The 7,412-nt window shown below is 50.4% G+C and carries 6 protein-coding genes; 2 read left to right on the forward strand and 4 right to left on the reverse strand.

From position 1 onward, the window contains the following. The 4 genes from leuC to leuL all read right to left on the reverse strand — a co-directional run. Positions 1-1,372: 3-isopropylmalate dehydratase large subunit (gene leuC, locus EQY_RS0103490; RefSeq protein ID WP_001140646.1), on the reverse strand; the 1,372-nt coding region annotated here is incomplete at its 3' end. A 2-nt stretch (positions 1,373-1,374) separates the two neighbouring features. Further along, positions 1,375-2,466, reverse strand: a complete 1,092-nt coding sequence (leuB, locus tag EQY_RS0103495; protein ID WP_000042349.1) for a 3-isopropylmalate dehydrogenase — start codon at positions 2,464-2,466, stop codon at positions 1,375-1,377. After that, complete coding sequence (gene leuA / locus EQY_RS0103500; protein WP_000082869.1) at positions 2,466-4,037, reverse strand: 2-isopropylmalate synthase; 1,572 nt, start codon at positions 4,035-4,037, stop codon at positions 2,466-2,468. Before leuA ends, leuB begins: the two co-directional genes overlap by 1 nt. Before the next feature lie 92 nt (positions 4,038-4,129). Further along, a complete protein-coding gene (gene leuL, locus EQY_RS0103505) occupies positions 4,130-4,213 on the reverse strand; it encodes a leu operon leader peptide (RefSeq protein WP_011378540.1) in 84 nt (27 codons plus the stop codon). A 657-nt stretch (positions 4,214-4,870) separates the two neighbouring features. On the opposite strand from leuL, the gene leuO reads away from it, so the two are divergent. Further along, positions 4,871-5,815, forward strand: coding sequence for a transcriptional regulator LeuO (gene leuO, locus EQY_RS0103510; RefSeq protein WP_010345415.1), 945 nt, complete (start codon positions 4,871-4,873; stop codon positions 5,813-5,815). A gap of 317 nt (positions 5,816-6,132) precedes the next feature. Then, positions 6,133-7,412, forward strand: a 1,280-nt coding sequence (ilvB, locus tag EQY_RS0103515) for a biosynthetic-type acetolactate synthase large subunit (RefSeq protein WP_024212384.1), incomplete at its 3' end; no start/stop codon positions are given.

The following is a 7,412-nucleotide window of genomic DNA, read 5'->3' on the forward strand; positions in this document are numbered from 1 at the left end:
CCCCGGTCGCGCCGGGGGCGCCCGCCATTGCCGGGCTGACCAGATGCGTGCGCCCGCCGCGCCCCTGGCGGCCTTCAAAGTTACGGTTGCTGGTAGAGGCACAACGCTCGCCCGGATTCAGACGGTCGTTGTTCATCGCCAGACACATTGAGCAGCCAGGCAAGCGCCATTCAAAACCGGCTTCAATAAAGATTTTGTCCAGACCTTCTGCTTCTGCCTGGGCTTTTACCGGACCGGAGCCGGGAACCACCAGTGCCTGTACGCCTGGCGCGACTTTCCGGCCTTTGGCGATTTCCGCCGCCGCGCGTAAATCTTCAATACGTGAGTTGGTACAGGAGCCGATAAACACTTTGTCGATAGCCACTTCGGTCAGCGGAATACCCGGTTTCAGCCCCATATAGGCCAACGCTTTTTCTGCCGACGCGCGTTCAACCGGATCGGCAAACGAAACGGGATCAGGGATATTCTCGTTAACGGAGATCACCTGTCCTGGGTTAGTTCCCCAGGTCACCTGCGGGGCGATCTCTTCTGCCTGTAAAGTAACAACGGTATCGAAAGTTGCGCCTTCGTCGGTTTGCAGGGTTTTCCAGTAGGCGACGGCGTCGTCGAAATCTTTGCCTTTCGGCGCATGAAGACGGCCTTTGACATAGTTAAAGGTGGTTTCGTCCGGCGCAACCAGACCAGCTTTCGCACCCATTTCGATTGCCATATTGCACAGAGTCATGCGGCCTTCCATGCTTAAATCACGGATTGCTTCGCCGCAAAACTCCACCACATGCCCGGTGCCGCCTGCGCTGCCGGTTTTACCGATGATCGCCAGCACGATATCTTTCGCGGTAATGCCAGGCGCAGCTTTGCCCTGGACTTCAATTTTCATGGTCTTCGCACGACCCTGTTTCAGGGTTTGCGTTGCCAGTACGTGTTCAACTTCGGAAGTACCGATACCAAACGCCAGTGCGCCAAACGCGCCGTGAGTGGCGGTATGTGAGTCACCGCAAACAATGGTCATCCCCGGCAAGGTGACACCCTGTTCTGGCCCCATCACGTGGACGATCCCCTGATACGGGTGATTCAGGTCATACAGCTCAACGCCAAACTCTTTGCAGTTTTTGATCAGTTCCTGCATCTGGATGCGCGCCATTTCACCGCAGGCATTAATGTCTTTGGTCTGGGTAGAGACGTTGTGATCCATGGTGGCGAAGGTTTTACCTGGCTGACGCACCGGGCGACCGTGGGCGCGCAGGCCATCGAACGCCTGCGGTGAGGTCACTTCATGTACCAGATGGCGGTCGATATATAACAGCGGGGTTTCGTTTTCAGCTTCGTAGACTACGTGAGCGTCGAACAATTTTTCGTATAACGTCTTAGCCATGATTACACCCCTTCAGCCACATAGCGGGCAATGATATCGCCCATTTCATCGGTACTAACGGCGGCAGCGCCACGGGCTAAATCCCCGGTGCGAATGCCTTCTTCTAATGCGCGGTTAATGGCGCGTTCAATGGCGGAAGCCGCATCATCGGCATCCAGGCTGTAGCGCAGCAGCAGCGCCAGTGACAGAATTTGCGCAATCGGGTTGGCGATATTTTTGCCTGCGATATCTGGTGCCGAGCCGCCCGCCGGTTCATACAGTCCAAAACCTTGTTCGTTCAGGCTGGCGGAAGGCAACATCCCCATCGAGCCAGTGATCATCGCGCACTCATCAGAAAGAATGTCGCCAAACAGGTTGGAGCACAGCAGAACGTCAAACTGCGATGGATCTTTAATCAGCTGCATGGTGGCATTGTCGATGTACATATGCGCCAGTTCGACATCCGGATATTCAATGGCGATCTCGTTAACGATCTCCCGCCATAAAATAGAGGATTGCAGCACGTTGGCTTTATCGATCGACGTCACTTTGTGGCGACGCTTGCGGGCAGATTCAAACGCGATGCGAGCGATACGTTCGATCTCAAAACGGTGATACACCTCGGTATCAAACGCTTTTTCATATTGTCCGCTACCTTCGCGGCCTTTGGGCTGACCGAAATAGATGCCGCCGGTCAGTTCGCGCACGCACAGGATGTCGAAGCCGTTAGCGGCAATGTCTGCTCGCAGCGGGCAGAACGCTTCCAGTCCCTGATACAGTTTTGCCGGACGCAGGTTGCTGAATAATTTGAAGTGCTTACGCAAAGGCAACAGCGCGCCGCGTTCCGGTTGCTGGTCTGGTGGTAAATGTTCCCACTTCGGGCCACCAACTGAGCCAAACAGCACAGCATCGGCTTGCTCACAACCTTCAACCGTCGCAGGCGGCAGTGGTTGCCCGTGGTTATCAATGGCTGCGCCGCCTACATCGTAATGGCTGGTGGTGATGCGCATCGCAAAGCGGTTGCGCACGGCGTCCAGCACTTTCAGCGCCTGGGTCATCACTTCCGGCCCGATCCCATCTCCGGGCAATACGGCAATATGATAATTCTTCGACATCACACGGTTTCCTTGTTGTTTTCGTTGTGTTGAGCTTTGCGTTGCAACTCTTTTTCGACTTCTGCGGCGCGCCAGATATTGTTCAGCACGTGTACCATCGCTTTGGCGGATGACTCGACAATATCAGTGGCCAGGCCGACGCCGTGGAAGCGGCGACCATTGTAGTTGGCGACAATATCCACCTGACCCAGCGCATCTTTACCGTGACCTTTGGCGGTCAGGCTGTATTTCACCAGTTCGACGTTGTAGTCAGTGATGCGGTTAATTGCCTGGTAGACGGCATCGACCGGGCCGTTGCCGTTGGCGGCTTCCGCTTTTACTTCCTCGCCACAGACCAGTTTGACGGCGGCGGTGGCGATATCGTTAGAGCCAGACTGCACGCTGAAGTAATCCAGACGGAAATGCTCCGGTTCTTCTTGCTGTTTACCGATGAAGGCCAGCGCCTCCAGGTCGTAATCAAACACCTGACCTTTCTTATCTGCCAGTTTCAGGAACGCGTCGTACAGGTTGTCTAAATTATATTCACTTTCTTTATATCCCATCTCATCCATGCGGTGTTTCACCGCCGCACGACCGGAACGAGAGGTCAAATTCAACTGGATTTGGTTCAGACCAATAGATTCTGGTGTCATGATTTCGTAGTTTTCGCGGTTTTTCAGCACACCATCCTGGTGAATACCTGAGGAGTGTGCGAACGCACCGCTGCCGACAATGGCTTTGTTTGCCGGGATCGGCATATTACAAATCTGGCTAACTAGCTGGCTGGTGCGCCATATTTCCTGGTGATTAATGGCGGTGTGGACGTTGAGAATATCCTTACGTACCTTAATCGCCATGATCACTTCTTCCAGCGAACAGTTACCGGCACGCTCGCCGATCCCGTTCATCGCGCCTTCTACCTGCCGCGCTCCGGCATGTACCGCCGCCAGTGAGTTGCCGACCGCCAGGCCTAAGTCGTCGTGGGTATGCACGGAAATAATGGCTTTATCGATGTTCGGTACACGTTCATACAGGCCGCTGATGATTCCGGCGAACTCAAACGGCATGGTGTAGCCCACGGTATCCGGAATGTTGATGGTGGTGGCGCCGGCGTTAATTGCCGCTTCGACCACTCGCGCCAGGTCGGCAATCGGTGTACGCCCGGCATCTTCGCAAGAAAATTCAACATCATCGGTGTAATTGCGTGCGCGTTTCACCATATAAATAGCGCGTTCGATCACCTCATCCAGTGTGCTGCGCAGCTTGGTGGCGATGTGCATTGGGGAGGTAGCAATAAAGGTATGAATACGGAAGGCTTCGGCGACTTTCAGGGATTCGGCCGCCACGTCGATATCTTTTTCCACGCAGCGGGCTAACGCACATACGCGGCTATTTTTGATCTGGCGGGCGATGGTTTGCACCGATTCAAAATCGCCCGGCGAAGAGACGGGGAAACCAACTTCCATCACGTCAACCCCCATACGCTCAAGACCCAGCGCAATTTGCAGTTTTTCTTTCACACTCAAGCTTGCCTGTAACGCCTGTTCACCGTCGCGCAATGTGGTATCGAAAATAATGACTTGCTGGCTCATGGTTTGGGTCCTTATCTCTTTTAGAGCGCCTCGCTTCGGGCATAAAAAAACCCGCGCAATGGCGCGGGTTTTTTGTTTGACTGCGTGCTGGCTTAATGCTGAATGCCGCTCACTCGTCTACCGCGCAAAGAAGATGCGTTTAGTAGTAGACCGATAAAGCGAACGATGTGAGTCATTAAATCAGCTCCAGATGAATGCGATATGCTTTTAGAGTTACTGGATACAAAAACGGATGTCAACCCTGACGCAACAAAAACGTCCCGTCAGCGTGAGTTCTGCATGAGTTGAATTAGCTAATTGTGCTGCGCGGGTTAAAACAGTCGATATTAATTTCTGCTTAACAACACATACCTTTCATTGGTGGACATACTTCAGAATAATTTATGGCATTTAATCAATGAGGTAAGAAGGAGGAAATTTATTCTTTACCCTATCTATCCTGATGATTTGTATTGAATTATATTTTGAGTGAATGTTTTGATATTGATTTTATGAATATTATTGATCGATTAATGTTAAGAATTAATGCATCAAATATATAAATTAATTATTAAATGCGCACGTTTAATCCATTTTTTGGATGATTGAGTATTCGCGGAACTTATGATTAGATTGTTTTCGCAACAAAAACATTATGGATTATTATGCTGTGGTGAATGACTCTTCGTACGGCAATGGATTCTGTTTTTATCAGAACCCGTATCTTTATGTTTTCCTAATTTTACGCATTTTTCTTTTTCTTATTTTATATGCATGGTAAATCATATTTTTCAGGATTATTTCTCTGCATTCCAATAAGGGAAAGGGAGTTAAGTGTGACAGTGGAGTTAACTATGTCAGAGGTAAAAACAGATCATCCAGAAATTGCGGAGTTAAGTAAGCCACAGCTACGCATGGTCGATCTAAACTTATTAACCGTTTTCGATGCCGTGATGCAGGAGCAGAACATTACCCGTGCCGCGCATGTTCTGGGCATGTCGCAACCTGCGGTCAGTAACGCTGTTGCACGCCTGAAGGTGATGTTTAATGACGAGCTTTTTGTTCGTTATGGGCGTGGTATCCAACCGACTGCCCGCGCTTTTCAACTTTTTGGCTCTGTGCGTCAGGCGCTGCAATTAGTGCAAAACGAATTACCAGGTTCAGGTTTTGAGCCGGCCAGCAGCGAACGTGTATTCCATCTTTGCGTTTGCAGCCCGTTAGATAGCATTCTTACCTCGCAGATTTATAATCACATTGAGCAAATCGCGCCAAATATTCATGTGATATTCAAGTCTTCATTAAATCAGAACACCGAACATCAGCTACGTTATCAGGAAACGGAGTTTGTTATTAGTTATGAAGACTTCCATCGTCCTGAATTTACCAGTGTGCCATTATTTAAAGATGAAATGGTGCTGGTAGCCAGCAAGAACCATCCGACTATTAAAGGCCCATTACTGAAACATGACGTTTATAACGAACAACATGCGGCGGTTTCGCTTGATCGTTTCGCGTCATTTAGTCAACCGTGGTATGACACGGTAGATAAGCAAGCCAGTATCGCGTATCAGGGCATGGCAATGATGAGCGTTCTTAGCGTGGTGTCGCAAACGCATCTGGTTGCTATTGCGCCGCGTTGGCTGGCTGAAGAGTTCGCTGAGTCCTTAGAGTTACAGGTATTACCGCTGCCATTAAAACAAAATAGCAGAACCTGTTACCTCTCCTGGCATGAGGCTGCCGGGCGTGATAAAGGCCATCAATGGATGGAAGAGCAATTAGTCTCTATTTGTAAACGTTAAACAAAGGCAGAATAAATCAGGCGCGTAATTCTGGTTTATTCTGCATTTTTTATTAAATGTAGAATTTTATTCTGAATACGTGTTTGCCCTGATTTTAGAAATAATGAAAAAATAGAGAAATTGCTGTAACTGGTCGAATTTGACCGATTTATTATCAATTCTGTCCGCCATTCTGGATTATTTTATCGTTTATTTTCTCCTTTCCTCCTGTTTATTCTTATTTCTTCACGCTTGTGACTCTGCTTGTCAATTGCTTAAGCAAGATCGGACGGTTAATGTGTTTTACACATTTTTTCCGCCAAATAGTGAGGCAAGCCATGGAGATGTTGTCTGGAGCCGAGATGGTCGTCCGATCGCTTATCGATCAGGGCGTTAAGCAAGTATTCGGTTATCCCGGAGGCGCGGTCCTTGATATTTACGATGCATTGCATACCGTGGGCGGTATTGATCACGTATTAGTTCGTCATGAGCAGGCAGCGGTACATATGGCCGATGGCCTGGCGCGGGCGACCGGAGAAGTGGGCGTTGTGCTGGTGACATCGGGTCCTGGAGCCACCAACGCAATTACCGGTATCGCCACCGCCTATATGGACTCCATTCCGCTGGTTATCCTTTCCGGGCAGGTGGCAACCTCGTTGATAGGTTACGATGCCTTTCAGGAGTGTGACATGGTGGGAATTTCCCGGCCGGTGGTTAAACACAGTTTTCTGGTTAAGCAAACGGAAGACATTCCGCAGGTGCTGAAAAAGGCTTTCTGGCTGGCGGCAAGCGGGCGTCCTGGTCCGGTGGTGGTTGATTTACCGAAAGATATTCTTAATCCGGCGAACAAATTACCTTACGTCTGGCCGGAATCGGTCAGTATGCGCTCGTATAACCCGACAACGTTGGGTCATAAAGGGCAGATTAAACGTGCACTACAAACGCTGGCTGCGGCGAAAAAACCGGTCGTTTACGTAGGCGGTGGCGCAGTGACTGCGGCTTGCCATCAACAACTCAAACAGATTATTGAGCAACTTAATCTTCCTGTCGTCTCGTCATTAATGGGATTAGGCGCGTTTCCGGCAACGCATCGTCAGGCGCTGGGAATGTTGGGAATGCACGGCACTTACGAAGCCAATATGACAATGCATAATGCCGATGTCATTTTTGCGGTTGGTGTACGCTTTGACGATCGCACTACTAACAATCTGGCAAAGTACTGCCCGAATGCGACGGTGTTACATATTGATATTGATCCAACCTCTATCTCAAAAACCGTGACCGCCGACATCCCGATCGTTGGCGATGCGCGGCTGGTGTTGGATCAAATGCTGGAGTTGCTGGCACAAGAAACGGCTCACCAACCGTTGGATGAGATCCGCGACTGGTGGCAGAAAATTGAACAGTGGCGCGCTCGCCAGTGCCTGAAATACGACACTCAGAGCGAAAAGATTAAACCGCAGGCGGTGATAGAGACGCTCTGGCGACTGACGAAGGGGGATGCTTACGTTACGTCCGACGTCGGGCAGCACCAGATGTTCGCCGCACTTTATTATCCTTTCGACAAACCGCGTCGCTGGATCAACTCCGGTGGCCTCGGCACCATGGGGTTTGGTTT

Origin of the sequence: Escherichia sp. TW14182 (assembly GCF_000208525.1) — a bacterium.
GTDB classification, from domain to species: Bacteria; Pseudomonadota; Gammaproteobacteria; order Enterobacterales; family Enterobacteriaceae; genus Escherichia; species Escherichia ruysiae.

Excerpts from the sequence above, each read along its gene's own strand:
- leuO (WP_010345415.1), top strand. The coding sequence starts at position 4,871 with ATGTCAGAGGTAAAAACAGATCATCCAGAAATTGCGGAGTTAAGTAAG.
- leuL (WP_011378540.1), bottom strand. The coding sequence starts at position 4,213 with ATGACTCACATCGTTCGCTTTATCGGTCTACTACTAAACGCATCTTCT.
- leuA (WP_000082869.1), bottom strand. The coding sequence starts at position 4,037 with ATGAGCCAGCAAGTCATTATTTTCGATACCACATTGCGCGACGGTGAA.
- leuB (WP_000042349.1), bottom strand. The coding sequence starts at position 2,466 with ATGTCGAAGAATTATCATATTGCCGTATTGCCCGGAGATGGGATCGGG.